Source organism: Pseudomonas sp. 05N433 (assembly GCF_056396925.1).
The window spans coordinates 29,374-46,062 of record NZ_JBFTML010000017.1; the positions used below are offsets into that span (position 1 = coordinate 29,374).

The 16,689-nt window shown below is 62.2% G+C and carries 13 protein-coding genes; 8 read left to right on the top strand and 5 right to left on the bottom strand.

The window, feature by feature from the left end:
- Positions 1 to 143 precede the first annotated feature (143 nt).
- The gene (locus AC1DIS_RS11570; RefSeq protein ID WP_477743941.1) at positions 144 to 1,031 is read left to right on the top strand and encodes a Dyp-type peroxidase; all 888 of its coding nucleotides are present in this window, start codon (positions 144 to 146) and stop codon (positions 1,029 to 1,031) included.
- 101 nt (positions 1,032 to 1,132) lie between these two features.
- Here the strand turns inward: AC1DIS_RS11570 and AC1DIS_RS11575 are convergent, their stop codons facing one another.
- Positions 1,133 to 1,870, bottom strand: coding sequence for a TorF family putative porin (locus tag AC1DIS_RS11575; protein ID WP_477743942.1), 738 nt, complete (start codon positions 1,868 to 1,870; stop codon positions 1,133 to 1,135).
- Positions 1,871 to 1,974: 104 nt separating this feature from the next.
- Positions 1,975 to 3,717 carry an amidohydrolase gene (locus AC1DIS_RS11580; protein ID WP_477743943.1) on the bottom strand — a complete coding sequence of 581 codons (1,743 nt, stop codon included), beginning with the start codon at positions 3,715 to 3,717 and terminating at the stop codon, positions 1,975 to 1,977.
- 103 nt (positions 3,718 to 3,820) lie between these two features.
- On the opposite strand from AC1DIS_RS11580, the gene AC1DIS_RS11585 reads away from it, so the two are divergent.
- The 7 genes from AC1DIS_RS11585 to AC1DIS_RS11615 all read left to right on the top strand — a co-directional run bounded on the left by AC1DIS_RS11585 (position 3,821) and on the right by AC1DIS_RS11615 (position 13,218).
- Positions 3,821 to 4,738: a LysR family transcriptional regulator gene (locus AC1DIS_RS11585; protein ID WP_018927623.1), complete on the top strand. Its 918-nt coding sequence runs from the start codon at positions 3,821 to 3,823 to the stop codon at positions 4,736 to 4,738.
- A gap of 38 nt (positions 4,739 to 4,776) precedes the next feature.
- Entirely contained in the window at positions 4,777 to 5,394 is a 618-nt protein-coding gene (gene lexA, locus AC1DIS_RS11590; RefSeq protein ID WP_018927624.1) for a transcriptional repressor LexA, read from the top strand.
- Positions 5,394 to 6,011 carry a translesion DNA synthesis-associated protein ImuA gene (imuA, locus tag AC1DIS_RS11595; protein ID WP_019578465.1) on the top strand — a complete coding sequence of 206 codons (618 nt, stop codon included), beginning with the start codon at positions 5,394 to 5,396 and terminating at the stop codon, positions 6,009 to 6,011. Before lexA ends, imuA begins: the two co-directional genes overlap by 1 nt.
- A 7-nt stretch (positions 6,012 to 6,018) precedes the next feature.
- The gene (locus AC1DIS_RS11600; protein ID WP_477743944.1) at positions 6,019 to 7,434 is read left to right on the top strand and encodes a Y-family DNA polymerase; all 1,416 of its coding nucleotides are present in this window, start codon (positions 6,019 to 6,021) and stop codon (positions 7,432 to 7,434) included.
- Positions 7,410 to 10,508: an error-prone DNA polymerase gene (locus AC1DIS_RS11605; protein ID WP_477743945.1), complete on the top strand. Its 3,099-nt coding sequence runs from the start codon at positions 7,410 to 7,412 to the stop codon at positions 10,506 to 10,508. Before AC1DIS_RS11600 ends, AC1DIS_RS11605 begins: the two co-directional genes overlap by 25 nt.
- A gap of 180 nt (positions 10,509 to 10,688) precedes the next feature.
- Positions 10,689 to 12,800 carry a hybrid sensor histidine kinase/response regulator gene (locus tag AC1DIS_RS11610; protein ID WP_258613821.1) on the top strand — a complete coding sequence of 704 codons (2,112 nt, stop codon included), beginning with the start codon at positions 10,689 to 10,691 and terminating at the stop codon, positions 12,798 to 12,800.
- 175 nt (positions 12,801 to 12,975) lie between these two features.
- A complete protein-coding gene (locus AC1DIS_RS11615; protein ID WP_018927630.1) occupies positions 12,976 to 13,218 on the top strand; it encodes a DUF465 domain-containing protein in 243 nt (80 codons plus the stop codon).
- Between the two features lie 136 nt (positions 13,219 to 13,354).
- On the opposite strand, the gene AC1DIS_RS11620 is transcribed toward AC1DIS_RS11615, so the two are convergent.
- The 3 genes from AC1DIS_RS11620 to AC1DIS_RS11630 all read right to left on the bottom strand — a co-directional run bounded on the left by AC1DIS_RS11620 (position 13,355) and on the right by AC1DIS_RS11630 (position 16,563).
- Positions 13,355 to 14,443 (bottom strand): SMP-30/gluconolactonase/LRE family protein, encoded by a 1,089-nt coding sequence (locus tag AC1DIS_RS11620; protein WP_018927631.1) that lies wholly within the window; start codon positions 14,441 to 14,443, stop codon positions 13,355 to 13,357.
- On the bottom strand, positions 14,440 to 15,585 hold the full coding sequence (locus AC1DIS_RS11625; protein ID WP_477743946.1) for an SRPBCC family protein: 1,146 nt from the start codon (positions 15,583 to 15,585) through the stop codon (positions 14,440 to 14,442). The genes AC1DIS_RS11620 and AC1DIS_RS11625 overlap by 4 nt, the downstream gene beginning before the upstream one ends.
- Positions 15,586 to 15,699: 114 nt before the next feature.
- Positions 15,700 to 16,563 (bottom strand): LysR family transcriptional regulator, encoded by an 864-nt coding sequence (locus AC1DIS_RS11630; protein ID WP_064617081.1) that lies wholly within the window; start codon positions 16,561 to 16,563, stop codon positions 15,700 to 15,702.
- Between the last annotated feature and the right edge of the window lie 126 nt (positions 16,564 to 16,689).

Genomic DNA, 16,689 nt, shown 5'->3' on the forward strand with positions numbered 1-16,689 from the left:
TTTTGACTCGACGTTGTGGATCGAGAATCTGTCGACCCATCTGCTCATGAAAGCGCCTGTAGCCGTTGCGATCTTTTGCCCTTGAAAACACACAAGTAACGATCCCCCGGTTAAACTTCGCGCTCTTTCTCAAAGGAGTTCATATGAGTTACTACCAGCCGGGCATCCTCGCCACCCCAGTTCCGCCTCAAGCTCGTCATATGTTCTTCGCCCTCGAATCCGCCGAGGCACTGCCGGCAGCGCTGGATAACCTGACGCGCCTGGTGGACGGAAAATCGGCGGTGGTGGGTTTCGGCGAGTCCCTGGTCAAGGCGCTGCACGCGCAGATCGACGGCTTGCGCGCCTTTCCTGCGCTGGTCGGTGTCGGCGTCGACAACCCGTCGACCCAACACGCGCTCTGGTGCTGGTTGCACGGTGTTGACCGTGGCGAATTGCTCAATCGCAGCCACGCGATCGAAGCCGCGCTGGCACCGGCCCTGCGTCTGGTGCAGATGAACGAAACCTTCCGCCACATGACTGGCCATGACCTGACCGGTTACGAAGACGGCACCGAAAACCCTCACGACGAAGCCGCTGTGGCCGCTGCATTGTTGAACGAAGGCGCTGATGGTCTGGTCGGCGGCAGCTTCGCCGCGATCCAGCAATGGCAGCATGACTTGAAAGGCTTCCACGCGATGCCGTCCCACGAGAAGGACAACATCATGGGCCGACGCCTGAGCGACAACGAAGAACTCGACGACGCGCCGATCTCTGCCCACGTCAAACGCACCGCCCAGGAAAGCTTCGCACCGGAAGCCTTCGTGGTCCGTCGCTCGATGCCGTGGATCGAAGGCGATCGCGCCGGGCTGATGTTCCTGGCATTCGGTTTTTCCCTCGATGCGTTCGAAGCCCAACTGCGACGCATGAGCGGTCTGGAGGACGGCATCACCGACGGTTTGTACCGCATCAGCCGACCGATCACTGGTGGCTACTACTGGTGCCCGCCGCTCAAGGACGGTCGCCTCGACCTGCGCGCATTGCGTGTCGGCTAAATAGCGGATCGCGTACACCTGTAGGAGCGAGGCTTGCCCGCGAAGGCGGTGTGTCAGGGAAAACGCTTTAGCGGGCAAGCCTCGCTCCTTACAAAAAACCATCAAAAGGATTTGCTGACACTCGCCACCAGGGTCGCGCTGCACACATCGTCGAACCCCCAGTTACTGATGCATTGGCTTTTCGACAAATCGGTGTCGATGTAACTCAACCCCAGCAGCACCCCGGCCACTTCGCGGGTCAGCTTCGCCTCCCACTCGTGATAAGCCTCCTCGCCATGCCCCGAGGCCGAATACAGGCGCGGGTCTTTGAAGTCCATTTCGCCGTAGCGCAGTTTCAGCCCCAGCCCATAGGGCAACTCGGTTTCGTAGCCAACGTAGCGGTACAACGTGCTCTGTTTGCTGTCGATGCCCGGTGCATCGGCAGAGTAATAGGCCGCGAGTTTCACGCCATAGACGTCGAGAATCCCGTAGACCTCGCTCTGATTGAACTGGCTCTCTTTTGGATACGCGTATTTGAGATAGCCGACATCCAGGCTGATGGCGTCGGTCGCCTGCCACAGCCAACCACCGTAGTAGTCGACTTCCTGGCGGGTTTTCAGGCCACCGCCGAAATCGACGTTCGAACTCCAGGCGCCCAGGTACAGGCCGCTGCTGTGGGCCAGGGTCACACCGGCTTGCACGGCGGGGTCGTTCTGGGTTTGCGAAATCCCGCGAGTGCGATAGTCGCTGGCCAGGGTCAGGTCGACCAGCACGGCGAAGTCGTCATTCAAGGGCAGGGCCTGGCTGCCCAGGGGCAACAGGCTGAAGGATGCGAGGGCGAACAGGGTGAACGCTTTCATGGTGCAGTGCCTTTGTTGTGATTGTTATGGGCAGATTTGAGACAACGCTGCTCCAGACCCCAGCGATGAATGCGGAGTTGGGCAGCGTGTACAGGCGATTTTTCTCAGAGTGTCGGGGCGTAGACTTCGCGACCGGCGAACCAGGTTTGCAGCACTTGGGTGTCGTGCAGGGCTTTCTCATCGACGCTGAACACGTCGCGGTCCAGAACGATGAAATCGGCTTGCTTGCCGGGGCTCAACGAGCCGATTTGCTTCTCTAGACCGATAGTGCGGGCGGCGTTGAGGGTGTAGGCGTAGAACATCGTTTCCCGGTCGATGCGTTCGTCGGCGTTCAACACGCCCAACGGGCCGTTTCGGGTGATCGCCTGGGCCATGGCGTTCCACGGATTGGGCGAAGACACCGGCCAGTCGCTGGCTCCGGCGATCGTCGCGCCCTGTTTGAGCAGCGAGTGCGCTGGGTACTGATAGCGGAAGGCGAGGGCGCTGACGTAAGGCTTGATCATGTCCAGGGTGTAATCGTCGGCGGAGGCCCAGAGCAACTGCATGGAGGCGATGACGTTGAGCGGTTTGAACCGCGCAAACTCTTTCGGGTTGACCATTTGCAAGTGGGTGATCGAGTGAGTCACGCCGCTCTGGCGATCCTTGCGCGCCTGGGCGATGCCGTTCAGGGATTCGCGTACCGCGCGGTCGCCGATGGCGTGGATGTGCACCCGCCAGCCGCGTTGATCGATGGCACTGACCAGTTCGCCGAAGTGCTTCGGATCGATCAGCAACTCGCCCTGTTTTTGCGAGTTGGTGTAAGGATCGATCATCGCCGCGCTCTGGGCCGGGTATTCGATCACGCCGTCGGCAAAGATCTTGATACCGGGCAGGGTCAGGTTGGGGATGCCCTGGAATTGCTGGCGGACCTTGTCCAGCGTGTCGAGATCGGCCGGTACGCTTTTCGGATTGGCCACCAGCAGGGCCGCGACGTGGGCGGTCATGCCACCGCTTTGCGACAGCGCTTTGTACACCGGCAGTACGCCGACGGTTTTCTCCGTGGGTTTAAGGGCAAACACCGGCTCGCCAGGGGCGGCGTTGGCAGCGGGGTCCATCCAGGCCGTAATGCCCAGGCTGTTGTTGTAGCGCACGGCGGTTTGCGCGGCGCGCAGCATGTCGGCGGCACTGGGCGCGGGCATTTTTAACGCAACCCGATCCCAACCGGCGTCCACCAGAAAACCGTTGGGGCTACCGTCGGCAAGCTTGCCTATGGTGTCGAGTTCGGCGGCCGGCAGGTTTTGCAGCAGGATGGCGTCGATGCCCGCGCGTTCGAGCATGACGTTGTTGGCCCAGGCGGTGTGGTGGTCGCTGCCGGTGAACACCACAGGCACCTTGGCCCATTCGCCGCTGTTGAATTTTTTGCCGAGGGCCTCGGCCTGGGCCCAATACGCCGAACTCATGCCGGCCACGCTCAGCACATCGCCGTGTTTCGCCTTGCCGTCATCACGCCATCCGCGCAGGCGTTTTTCCAGCTCATCGAGGTCGACCACCTCATCTTCCATATTGGCCGAGGCCATTTCCAGACCGCCGAAAATCGCGTGGGAATGGCTGTCGATCAGGCCGGGCATCAACGTCTTGCCGCCGAGGTCGATCACTTTCGTTTGCGATTCAATCAAGGCTTTTATCTGTGCATCGCTGCCAACTTGCAGCACTTTGCCGTCCTGCACCGCCAGGGCCTGCACCTTGGGCTGGTTGCGGTCGGCGGTGAATATCTTGCCGTTGAGCAGCACCAGATCGGTCGCTGCCATGGCTTCCATCGAGGCAAAAGCCACAGCGGCCACCAATAGATTCGGGAGGAATCTTTTCATTGAATGTTTCCTTGTTATTGCGTCTGATGGCCAGATTAGTGGCTGCTTATGCTCAACAGAACGCCTCACTCACGAAAAACGTTTTTGCCGGAATGGAAAAAAAATGGACAAGTTGGGTGCGTTGAAAATGTTCGTGGTCACGGCGCAACTGGGCAGTTTCAGCCGCGCCGCCGAGCAACTGGGCAAGACCCCGTCGGCCCTGACCAAAGCGGTCAATCACCTGGAGGCCGAGCTCGGTGCCCGGCTATTCGAGCGCAGCACCCGGCGGATTCTGCTGACGGAAGTGGGGCGGCTCTACCTGGAAACCGCGCGTCAGGTGTTGCAGCGGCTGGACGAGGCCGGTGAGGAAATCGAGCAGTTGCAGCATGGCCTGCGCGGCAATCTGAAAATCACCGCGCCACTGGCCTATGGGCATGCCTTTCTCGATCAGGTGTGTGGCGGTTTTCTGGAGCAGTATCCGCAGATCAATCTGCAAGTGGACCTGTGCGATGAGTTCGTCAATCTGCTGGAAAGCGGCTACGACCTGGCCCTGCGCGAAGGCCATGACGACCTGCCGGGGCTGATCGCCCGCGTCGTTGGCAGCAATCGTCTGGCGTTGTGTGGCAGCCCGGCCTATCTGGCGCGCAAGGCGTTGCCGGTCACTCCGCAAACCCTCGATGAGCACGAATGGTTGCTGTATCGCCATCCCTTGCTCAGCCGCGAATTCTGGTGGGCCGAGCGCGATGGGCAGCGCTTGAGCCTGCCGCAACCCCAGGCGCCACGGCTGCGCAGCGACAATTACGACTTGCTGCTGGCCAATGCGCTGGCCGGACGCGGGTTGTTGCACACGCCGCTATGGAGCGCTGCGCCGTATCTGGCCGACGGTCGACTGGTGCGGGTGATGGCGGACTACGACATCGATCCCGACAGCTTTGGCCCGCACATTCTGGCGGTGTACCCGAGCCATCGGCGAGCGACCGCCAAAGTCGTGGCTTTTATCGATTACATCGCCGGGTTTCTGGCCTCTCGCGGGCTGAGCTGACTGGCGGTCCTTGCCAGGAAAAAGCCGAAAGAGTACAAATGTACTCCATGACGACTTTAACTCCCCGCCGTACCGCCATCCTGACCTTCATCCGCGATCGCATCGCCGAACACGGTCAGCCCCCGAGCCTCGCTGAAATCAGCGAGGCCTTCGGTTTCGCCTCCCGTAGCGTGGCGCGCAAGCACGTGCTGGCGCTGACCGAGGCGGGTTTCATCGAGGTCAATCCGCATCAGGCGCGCGGCATCCGCTTGTTGAACCAGCCGCCGCGGCCCGAGCTGCTGGACGTTCCGGTACTGGGCCGCGTGGCGGCCGGTGCGCCGATCGGTGCCGATGCCGAGGTCCACAGCCGCTTGCTGCTCGATCCGTCGATCTTCTCGCGGGTGCCGGATTACATGCTGCGGGTCCAGGGTGATTCGATGATCGAGGACGGCATTCTCGACGGCGATCTGGTGGGCGTGCGGCGCAATCCTGAAGCGCTCAACGGCCAGATCGTGGTGGCGCGGCTCGACGGCGAAGTCACCATCAAGCGTTTCGAGCGGGTCGGCGATGCCGTTCGCCTGTTGCCGCGCAATCCGGCTTACCAGCCGATCATTGTTCGAGCCGATCAGGAGCTGGCCATCGAAGGCGTGTTCTGTGGTCTGGTGAGGCAAGGGTGATGGGCGCCGTCGTTGCGCTGGATACGCTGTTCAATGGCGGCCAGGTCTGGAAGGGCCGACCTGCGCCACCGGCCGTCAGCCCGCAACCCACAGGGCATGCGGCGCTGGATGCGGCGTTGCCGAGCGGTGGCTGGCCGGAAGCGGCGCTGAGCGAAATCCTCCTGGCCGGGCAGGGCGTGGGTGAGTTGCAACTGGTGTGGCCGACGCTGGCACGGCTGTCGGCGGCGGGCGAGCGCATCGTGCTGGTGGCGCCGCCTTACGTGCCGTATCCCCAGGCCTGGCAGAACGCCGGGGTCGATCTGCGCCAGTTGTCGATCATCCAGGCCAGCGAGCGCGATGCGCTGTGGGCGGCGGAACAATGCCTGCGTTCGGGCAGTTGCGGGGCGGTGTTGTGCTGGCCGCACAAGGCCGATGACCGGGCGTTGCGACGTTTGCAGGTGGCGGCCGAAACCGGGCAGACCCTGGCGTTCGCCTATCGCTCGCTCAGTGAAGCCATCAACCCGTCGCCAGCGGCCCTGCGCATCGCCATCGACGCCAAGCCTGCTCAGTTGCGGGTGCTCAAGTGCCGGGGCGGGCTGGCCCGTTCGGCGCCGATTGCCTTTGCCGTGGGGCATTGAGGTTGCCATGCGCTGGGTGTGCATTGTCTTCCCGCAATTGGCGCTGGACGCGGTACTGCGTCAGCGCCCCGACCCCGATGAGCCGTTGGCGCTGCTGACCGGCCCGGCCCAGCGGCGGGTGCTGCAGGCGGTCAACGGTGCGGCGCGGGCGCTGGGTTTGCGACCCGGTCAGTCGATGACCGCCGCCCAGGCGCTGAGCAAAGGGTTCGTCACCGTCGAATACGATGCCGCCGAAATCGAACATTGGCAGCAGTTCCTGGCCGCCTGGGCCTATCGGTTCAGCTCCCAGGTCAGCGTGCATTACCCGCGTGCCGTGGTGTTTGAAATCGAATCCAGCCTGGGCTTGTTCGGGCCCTGGCCGCAGTTCGAGGCGCGGCTGCGCGCCGAGCTCGCTGAGCTGGGGTTTCGCCATCGGATTGTCGCCGCGCCAAATCCGGTGGCGGCGCGGGTGCTGGCCAACGTTTATGACGGTCTGGTGGTGCCGGACAATCAAGCCTTGCAGCATCACCTCGGGCAACTGCCCGTCGATCGCATTGCCCTGGAGCCCAGCGTTGCTACGGCGTTATCGCGCATGGGGCTGCGCACCTTGAGTCAGGTGCAGGCGCTGCCCCGGCATAGCCTGGCCCGGCGTTTCGAGGCCCAGGTGCTCAAGCATCTGGACAGCCTGTTCGGTGAGCGGCGGCTGGCACTGGCGTTTTACCTGCCGCCGGACCGTTTCGATGTGCGCATCGAACTCAATTTCGATGTGCAATCCCATCAGGCATTGTTGTTTCCTTTAAGACGATTGACCGGCGATCTGTCGGCGTTCCTCTGCGGCCGGGACAGCGGCGTGCAACGTTTCGACTTGCACCTGGAACACGCCGGCTTGCCGGACACCGTGATCAAGGTCGGCCTGCTCAGCGCCGAGCGCGATCCGGCGATGCTGTTCGAACTGGCCCGAGGGCGCCTGGAACAGGTTCATGTCGAGGCCCCGGTGCGCGGTTTTCGTCTGCGCGCCGAAGATCTGCCGGCCTTCGTGCCCCAGCGTCAGGAGCTGTTCGACGACCGTCCGCAGCAGTCCTTGCCCTGGGAGCAACTGCGTGAACGCTTGCGCGCACGGCTGGGGGATGACGCGGTGCAGGGCTTGCGCTTCCAGGCCGATCACCGGCCGGAATGCGCGTGGCAGACCACTGTCGACAGCCAGGCCTGCGAGGGGCTGCCTGCCGTGCAACGTCCAGGCTGGTTGCTGACTGAACCGCAGGCGGTACACGAAAGCTCGACGCGCATCCTCATGGGGCCGGAGCGCATCGAGTCCGGCTGGTGGGACGGCGACGACGTGCGCCGCGATTACTACCTGATCGAAACCCGTTCTGGTCAGCAGGGCTGGGCCTATCGGGCGGTGGGCGAAGACGGTCCGTTGTGGCTGCAAGGCTGGTTCGCATGAGCGTCGACTATGCCGAGCTGCACTGCCTGTCCAACTTCAGTTTCCAGCGCGGTGCCTCCAGTGCGCTTGAGCTTTTTCAACGGGCGAAAAAGCAGGGCTATCAGGCGCTGGCGATCACCGACGAATGCACCCTGGCGGGTATCGTCCGTGCCTGGCAGGCGGCCAAGACCGTGGAGCTGCCGCTGATCATCGGCAGCGAAATACGTATCGAAAATGGCCCGAAACTGGTGCTGCTGGTGGAAAACCTCGAAGGTTATCAAGCCCTGTGCCGACTGATTACCCGCGCCAGACGTCGCACGCAGAAAGGCCAGTATCAGGTGCGGCGGGAGGATTTCAGCGAGCCGTTGCCGGGGCTGTTGGCGTTGTGGGCGCCGGACGCCGTCGATGATTTTGCGCAGGGCCATTGGCTGAAGCAGAGCTTCGCCGAGCGCCTGTGGCTGAGCGTTCAGTTACATCGCGGGCAGGACGACACCCGGCGACTGGCAGCACTGCTGACCCTGGCGCGGGAACTGCGGATCCCGGCGGTGGCCAGCGGCGATGTGCATATGCACGCCCGCGGCCGGCGCGCCTTGCAGGACACCATGACCGCCATCCGCCATCACGTTCCCGTGGCCGAGGCCGGGTTGCGTCTGCACCCCAATGGCGAACGGCATTTGCGCAGCCTCGACGACTTGCGCGATCTCTACCCGCAGGCGTTGCTCGACGAGACGCTGAACATCGCCCGGCGCTGTACTTTCGACCTCGGTCAGTTGCGTTATCAATATCCCCGGGAACTGGTGCCCGAGGGGCACACGGCCACGTCCTGGCTGCGGGTGCTGGCAGAAAAGGGGATTCGCTGGCGCTGGGAAAAAAGCCCCAAGGCCGAGGTGTTGGCGCAGATCGACAAGGAACTGGAGCTGATTGCCGAGCTGGGGTACGAGAGTTATTTCCTCACGGTTCACGACATTGTGAATTTCGCCCGCCAGCAACACATCCTTTGTCAGGGCCGCGGTTCTGCCGCCAACTCGGCGGTGTGCTTCGTGCTGGGGATCACGGAGATCGACCCGGAACGCAGCACGCTGCTGTTCGAGCGTTTTCTCTCCAGGGAACGCAACGAACCGCCGGACATCGACGTGGATTTCGAGCACGAGCGGCGCGAAGAAGTCCTGCAGTATGTGTTTCAGCGTTATGGCCGGGCCCGTGCGGCGCTGACGGCGGTGGTCAGCACTTACCACGGTGCCGGCGCAATCCGCGACGTGGCCAAGGCGTTGGGTTTGCCGCCGGATCAGGTCAACGCCCTGGCCGACTGTTGCGGCCACTGGAGTAATCAGGCGCCGCCCGTCGAGCGTCTGCGTGAAGGTGGTTTCGACCCCGATAGCCCGGTGTTGCGTCGAGTGCTGAGCCTGACCCAGCAACTGATCGGTTTTCCCCGGCACCTGTCCCAGCACCCCGGCGGTTTCGTGATTTCCGAGCAGCCTCTGGACAGCCTGGTGCCGGTGGAAAACGCCGCCATGGCCGAGCGCACCATCATCCAGTGGGATAAGGACGATCTGGATGCGGTCGGGCTGCTCAAGGTCGATATTCTGGCGCTGGGCATGCTCAGCGCGATTCGCCGTTGTTTCGATCTGCTGCGTCGGCACCGGGGCCGCGACCTGAGCCTGGCGACGGTGCCGGCCGAAGACCCGCAAACCTACGAGATGATTGGCCATGCGGACACCATCGGGGTGTTCCAGATCGAGTCCCGGGCACAGATGTCGATGCTGCCCAGGCTCAAGCCCAAGAACTTCTACGATCTGGTGATCGAGGTGGCGATCGTTCGTCCGGGGCCAATTCAGGGCGGGATGGTGCATCCCTACCTGCGGCGACGTAAGGGCGAAGAAGAAGTGAAATACCCGTCGAAAGAACTTGAAGCGGTGCTCAAGCGTACGCTGGGCGTGCCGCTGTTCCAGGAACAGGTGATGCAGATCGCGATTGTCGCCGCCGACTACAGCCCCGGCGAGGCCGATCAATTGCGCCGCTCCATGGCGGCCTGGAAACGCCATGGCGGACTGGAACCGCACAAGGAACGCCTGGCGGACGGAATGAAGAAAAACGGCTACACGGCGGAGTTCGCCGCGCAGATCTTCGAGCAGATCAAAGGCTTCGGCGATTACGGTTTTCCCGAATCCCACGCCGCCAGTTTCGCCTTGCTGACCTACGCCAGTTGCTGGTTGAAATGCCACGAGCCGGCGGCTTTCGCCTGTGCGCTGATCAACAGCTGGCCGATGGGGTTCTACAGCCCGGACCAGATTCTCCAGGACGCCCGCCGCCATCATTTGCAGATTCGCCCGGTGGACGTGCGGGCCAGTGACTGGGATTGCAGCCTGGAACCGATCACCGGTGCGCAGCCGGCCATTCGCATGGGGCTGCGGATGATCAAGGGCTTTCGCGAAGACGATGCCCGGCGTATCGAGACGGCAAGGTCGAAAGGGGCGTTTGCCGACATCGCCGACCTCGGCGAACGGGCACGACTCGATGCCCGCGCCCAGGAACAACTGGCCGATGCCGGTGCACTGCGCGGGCTGGCCGGTGACCGGCATCGGGCGCGCTGGGAGGTGGCGGGGGTGCAGAAGCAGCTCGGTTTGTTTGCCGGTCTGCCGAGTCAGGAAGAGCCGGCGGTGGATCTGCCTAAACCCACCGTGGGCGAGGACCTGCAAGCCGATTACGCCAGTGTTGGCACCACCCTCGGCCCGCATCCGCTGGCGTTGCTGCGGGGGGAACTCAAGGCCCGGCGCTGTCGCAGCTCCAGGGAATTGCTGATGGTCGAGCATGGGCGTCCGGTCAGCGTCGCCGGGCTGGTCACCGGTCGGCAGCGTCCGGGAACCGCCAGCGGTGTGACCTTCGTGACGCTTGAAGACGAATTCGGCAACGTCAACGTGGTGGTCTGGCGCGACCTGGCCGAACGGCAACGGCAGGTATTGGTCGGCTCGCAATTGCTCAAGGTCGACGGGCGCTGGGAACAGGTGGGCGAGGTGCGGCACCTGATTGCCGGACGCTTGAGCGACCTGAGTTCATTGCTCGACGGTATCCATGTGCGCAGTCGGGATTTCCACTGAGCCTTGGCGGTGGATATGTCACCTGCGCAGGAGCAGCTTGTCGCAGGGGCCGGTCGAGAATCAGCTATACCTCAATGAAACCATTGGCGTCGGCAGTGCTCGAAACAAACGGGCAGGCACCGTCTCCTCATGCTGTTGCACTGCCTGAAAACATGTCATTCACAAGACATAGGCCAGTCGATGCAGTTTCTAGACAATAGCCACGGTTGTACCGGTTGGAGCGGCGAAATGGCCGAACGCATTCGTGCGTTCGACTGGAGCCTGACCGAACTCGGACGCATCGACACCTGGCCCGGGAGTCTGTGCAGCGCGGTGCAGTTACTGCTCGCTTCACCGCTGCCGATGGTGATGCTGTGGGGCCGCCCCGGTTACATGATCTATAACGACGCCTACTCAAGATTTGCCGGTGGCCGCCATCCTTACCTGCTGGGCTCCCCGGTGGAGTTGGGCTGGCCGGAGGTCGCCGAATTCAATCGGCATGTGGTGGACACCTGTCTTGCGGGCGGCACCTTGTCTTATCACAACAAAGCCCTGGTATTGCTGCGCGACGGCGTTCCCGAAGACGTCTGGATGGACCTTTACTACAGTCCTGTCTCCAATGATGACGGGTGTCCCGCCGGGGTCATGGCAATGGTGGTTGAAACCACTGACCATGTGATTTCCGAACGCCGACGCCAAGAAGCCGAAAACGCCTATCGTGCCGATAATGAAAGGGTTCGCCTGGCCCTCAATGCCGGGGCTTTGCTCGGCTCGTTTGTCTGGGACATCAAGGCTGATGTGCTATCGGGCGACGAGCGATTCGCCCGCACGTTTTCCTATCCGCCAGGCCAGGACCTGGCCAACTTGCCACCAGCCATCGCCCAAATGCAGATTCATCCCGATGATCGCAGCTGGGCCCGGGAGCGGATGAATCAGTCGGTGGAAACCGGCGTGCCCTATAACGCCGAATATCGGGTCCTGCGTCCCGATGGCAGTTACCTGTGGGTGCTCGCCAGCGGGTGTTGCGAGTTCAATGAGCAAGGTGAAGCGTTGCGCTTTCCAGGGGTGTTGATCGACATCCACGAACGCAAGATTGCCGAAGAGTCCTTGCTCAAGTTCACCCGCAACCTGGAGCAACGAGTCGCTGAAGAAGTCGAGGCGCGGCTGGCGGCCGAAGAGCAACTGCGTCAATCACAGAAGCTCGAAGCCATTGGTGGTCTCACCGGTGGGGTGGCCCATGACTTCAACAACCTGTTGCAGGTGATCGCCGGCAACCTGCACTTGCTGGCGCGTCATGAGCCGGATAACGCCAACGTGCAGCGCCGGGTCGGCGCCTCAATTGCCGCAGTCGAGCGCGGGGCCAAATTGTCTTCGCAATTACTCGCCTTTGCCCGACGTCAGCCGTTGTCACCGGCCGTATGCGACCCACGGCAGATCTTCGAAGACCTCGGGGAATTATTGCAGCGCGCGCTGGGAGAGACGATCCAGATCAAGGTGTCCGCACCTGACGATCCATGGCACTTCTACGTGGACTGCAATCAACTGGAAAACGCCATTCTCAACCTTGCGATCAACGCCCGAGATGCCATGAACGGCGAGGGGACCATTGCCCTCAGCGCAGAGAACATCGTCCTCGACCGCAAGTTTTGCGCCGGCAAGGGCATCGTCGCTGGCGATTATGTCTGCGTGACGGTGGCGGACTCGGGCGTCGGCATGCCGCCGCAAGTGCTTGCACAGGCCTTCGAGCCGTTTTTCACCACCAAGGCTGATGGTCAAGGCACCGGCCTGGGTTTGAGTATGGTGTTCGGGTTCGTCAAACAGAGCGGCGGGCATATCGAGATTTCCAGCGTCGTCGGGCGGGGCACTCGGGTGCAGCTGTATTTCCCTCGCAGCTTGCGCCCGTTGCCTGACGAAACAATGCGCCATGCTCCGCAGCACCGGGGCGGGCATGAAACCATTCTGGTGGTCGAGGACAACGAAGCGGTGCGCAGTTCGGCCGTGGACTTGTTGTGCGAAGAGGGCTATCAGGTCCTGACCGCGGCCAACGGTGACCTGGCGATGCAGATGTTGCTCGACGGCGCGACAGTGGACCTGATCTTCACCGACGTGGTCATGCCCGGCTTGATCAAAAGCTCGGACCTGGCCGCCTGGGCCAAGGTGCAAAACCCTCCGGTGGCGGTGTTGTTTACCTCCGGACACACCCGCGACATCATTTCGCGCGATCACCAACTCAGCTCTGACACTTATTTGCTGAGCAAACCTTATGGTCCCGAGGCGCTGACACGAATGGTTCGTACGGTACTCGGTGGTTGATTCAAGGGGGGCTTTCCAGGCGCTCGGGCAAGGGGGTATCGCGTTTGCGACAGGACGACGAACGGACGCCGCTGGTCTGATAGACGGTCGACAGAACCGGGTAAGCGAGGCCATTCTGATAATTGGCGAACGCCATCGATCACGTTTGCCACCGATTAACAAACGGAGGTGTTCCATGCCGGTGACCCATGACCTTTATCAGGACTTGCGCTGCACGAAGGAAGAGATCCAGCAAAAACGCACCAAGGATCCGTTACTGGATTCACTGCTCAACAAGTACACCCAGGCGGACGCAGAGGTGGTGAAGGCCGAGTCCGCACAATCGGATGCGCCCAGCGATGAGGTACTGAAGAAGCTCAAGGAGAAGCGTGTGCAGGTCAAGGACAAGATCGCTGAGCGACTTAAGACGCCGTCCTGAGGACGCTGTGCAGAATCACCGACGACCGGTGACTGAACAATTGGAACGGGGATCAATACGAGATCTGCGTTGATTCAAAATCAAAAGATCGTCTGAACGCGGTCCGAACCTTCGGGCGATCTTTTGGCTACACCCTCTATTTCAGTGCTGCACTCAATGGCAACCGCGCCATGTGCCGGGCTTTCAGCGACCCCAGATACAACCAGTCCCCATATTCGCGCACGGTGGTGATGGGTGAGTAGTTGCCGCTGCTGGCGTCCTGCAGATTGGCAATCACTTTGCCGTCGAGGTCCAGCCCCAGGACGAAGGCGCGCTTCTCCAGGGGCTTGGGCAGAATAGTCATCGCCCGCACGATCATTTTGCGTACCAGAGGGTAGGGCGCCGTGGTGTCGAGCAGTGCATTGCGCGGTGCATACAGCGCCACCCAGAAACGGTCGCGGCCATTGAATGCCAGGTTGTCCGGCAGCCCCGGCAAATTGTCGATGAACAGATCGTGGGTGCCAGCTTTCGGCCCGGTCAGCCAATAGCGGCTGATGCGATAGGCGCCAGTTTCATTGACCAGCACAAACGCGTCGTCAGGCCCCAGTGTCACGCCGTTGGCGAACTCCAGTTTGTCCAGCAGGACCGCCGTATTGCCTGTCTGGAAGTTATAACGCAGCAAACGGCCGTCGCCACCGTGCTCGATGATCGCCTCGCCGTCCTTGCCGTAGCCCCAACGGCTGGAGGAGTCGCTGAAATAAGCGTAATGCCCGGGCTTGTCGATGGCCACGTCATTGGTAAAACCGAAGGGCAGGTTGTTGGCCGTGGTGGTCAATGGAATCAACCGGCCCTGAGCGTCGAGCGACAGCAAGCCTTTGACCCCGTCGGCGATCACCAACAAACCATTGGGGTGCCGCGCCAGGCCCAGCGGCCGGCCACCGGTATCAGCCAGCACCTGGGTGGTTTTGCCGTCGAGGCTGGTGCGAATCAATCGGCCGTCATGCAGGCCGGTGATAAGGGCGTCTTTCTCCAGCAGCAACGCCTCAGGGCCGTCGATGTCAGCAGCACCGACCCGTTTCACGCCTTTGAGTCGCTGATTGTCGGCGTAGATGCCCTCGACGAGGGAGGGCGCCGTTGGCGGTGTCCAGGCTACCGGTTGAACCTTGGTCGGCAATAGAAACAGCAAGGCACTGATCACGATGATCAGCAGCAGCAACCAATGCCGAAACTTGAGGGGTCTTTTCATGCGCTGACTCCTGCCAGGGCCAGATGTTTTTGCGCCATCTCGCGTAACGCCAGCATCGACTCCGCCGATTCGCGCTCGATGCGCCGCTTGAGCACCAGACGATTGGCAATGCGCATTGCCAGGCCGCTGAAGCTGTATTCCAGAGTGCGGACAAACCGCGTGTCATCGCCCTCAACCTCACACTCGTAAGTCACCATCAACGACAGACCATGACTGCCTCGGGCCCGAGCCCTCCAGCGGCGTCCGGGCAGGTATTCGTCGACTTCCCAGCTCAAATGCCCCTCACGCCCGCCGGCCCGAATGTCTTCCTCGAATCGCTCCCCGGCATACAGCGGGCCGCTCTGGCCGTCGACCTTGAGGGAGGACGGATGCCACTGCGGCCAATGGGTCGCGGTGCTGGCGTAGGCGAGCACAGCCACTGGGTTTCCAGCGATGTCGATCACATGCTGCATACGGGTCATGGACGTTCTCGTCAGGTGCGGGGGCGCTTGCTCCGGTTCCCAGTAGAGGGTGCCGAACAGGTAGTCCATCAGGGGCAACACGATATTGAAATTGCGTTCCTGCATCAGCTCACGACGGTGATGCAGCTCATGCAGACGGCGCATCTGGCGGATCCACGGCAAACGCGTCACCGGGTTGCCGGGCGGTAGATGTTCGCAGGCATGGAACACCTCGTAGGTCAGGTAACCGAGCACCATGCAGCCGCCAAACAGCCCCGCGACGTTGCTATTGAACTGAGCCAGCAACCACCAGGCAGGCCCCGTGATGACAACGGTGTGCAACACGATCAGCCAGGCTGGAAACAGAATCACCCGCCAGTCGCGGGCGCTGTCACAGGTCATGTGGCCGGGGGTGAAAAAGCTGTGATGGTCACCGGCGTGACGGGCGTAGAACATCCGCGCCAGGCTCTTTTTGTGGTGCCCCAGATGCCGATGCACGACGTACACGCCGAAGTTGAAAAACAACAGGGTCAGTGGCACCGCCAGCCATTCCAGCGGTTGCACCTGATGCACCGTGCTCCAGAACCCACCGATGGCCAGCAACCCGAACAGCAACACAAAGGCGCCGTGCAACCAAGGGTTGTAGAGCGGATGAATGTCGGCACGGTAGCGCGCGCGGAACGCTTCGGTGGTCTGCCTCACTGGGTTCACCTGTGGTTATTGTTATAACCAGCAGATTAGCCGATCCCGCCGCACAGGCAGGCCGAACCTTGAGGACACAAGCGCCATGCTCCGGTGCGAGACGCCCGTATGGTGTCAGGTCAGCGGGTTCCAGCGCTGGGACCAGTCGTCGTCCGTCTTGATCACTTCCCGCAGCAGGTCGAACGCCCGTTGCAGGGTCGCCGAATCGCGGTCCCGGGAGTAAACCAGATAGGTCGGGTAGCTGAACTCCGGAGCTTTGGGCACTTGTTCCAGCAAGCCGTTTTCCAGGTAACTCTGGACCACCCGAGTGCGGAAATAGCCGCTGCCGCCGTTTTCCAGGATGTATTGCAAGGCCAGCGGGCCGAGGTTGAAGCTCAGGGCTGCCTTGGCTTTTTCCGGCAGCGCGGCATCGTGCTGACGACGGAAGTCAGGGCCCCAGTCGATATACACGTAAGGATCGGGCCGTCCGGCCAGGCGCACCAGGATCAGTTTTTCTTCCAGCACCTGCTCGACTTGCAGGCGTGGCCAGTACTCGGGCTGATAGACCAGCGCCGCATCCAACACCCCCAATTCCAGTTGGCGCAGCAGGTTTTCGCCATCGCGGATTTCCATGCGCAGGGCGTGGCTGGGAATCTTCTCGCGCAGTTCCCCGGCCCAACTGAGCATCAACGGGTTGCACAGGCTGACCTCGCCACCGATGTGCAGCACGTCGCGGTAGCCCTCGGGCAGCGGCAAGTCCCGGCGTGCGGCTTCCCAGGTCTGCACCAGTTGATTGGCGTAAACCACAAAGGCCTCGCCGTTCGGCGTCAGGCGCGCGCCGGCGCGATTGCGCACAAACAGCGTGCTGCCCAGCTGACTTTCGAGCTTCTGCACCCGGGCAGTGATCGCGGTCTGGGTGACGTGCAGCTTTTCAGCCGCCGCGGCCAGGCTGCCGTGGCGGACAATTTCCAGAAAGGTGCGGGCGAGGTCGATGTCCATGGGCAGGCCGATGTGGGAGGTGCGGGCATTGTAAGAGCAGCCATGGTCTTCCGATACCGTCTGTGGCGAGGGAGCTTGCTCCCGCTGGGGCGCGAAGCGGCCCCAAGCTCCCTCGCCACAGAGTTC